At 39.6% G+C, this 260-nt stretch carries 1 protein-coding gene; it reads right to left on the bottom strand.

Annotated elements, in window-relative coordinates; genetic code table 11:
• On the bottom strand, positions 1 to 219 hold a 219-nt coding region (locus ICJ85_RS16870), incomplete at its 3' end, for a DUF4166 domain-containing protein (protein ID WP_394354426.1).
• Between the last annotated feature and the right edge of the window lie 41 nt (positions 220 to 260).

Genomic DNA, 260 nt, shown 5'->3' with positions numbered 1-260 from the left:
AGTACGTTCCCAATACACTTCTTCTAACCCCGAAGGTAATGACCGACATGTATTTTTTATCGTAAACGGAATGTTCTTACCACTCTCCGGAAAAAGAAACTTCCAGTTGGCTGCAAGTTTTAATAAAGGAGTGAGACACCCAGCTCCTGTTTGAATATACGTCATTGTCCCCTCTGCACAGAATGGTATATCTTTTGGCAATGCATACCTTTCTTGCAATTTAGGGTGGAGTCTTTTAAAATCTTCACCTAAGAGATTTT

Origin of the sequence: Aestuariibaculum marinum, from assembly GCF_014596975.1 — a bacterium.
GTDB lineage: Bacteria > Bacteroidota > Bacteroidia > Flavobacteriales > Flavobacteriaceae > Aestuariibaculum > Aestuariibaculum marinum.
The sequence above is the reverse complement of the archived record's forward strand: the minus strand, read 5'-3'. Positions and strand labels throughout refer to the sequence as shown.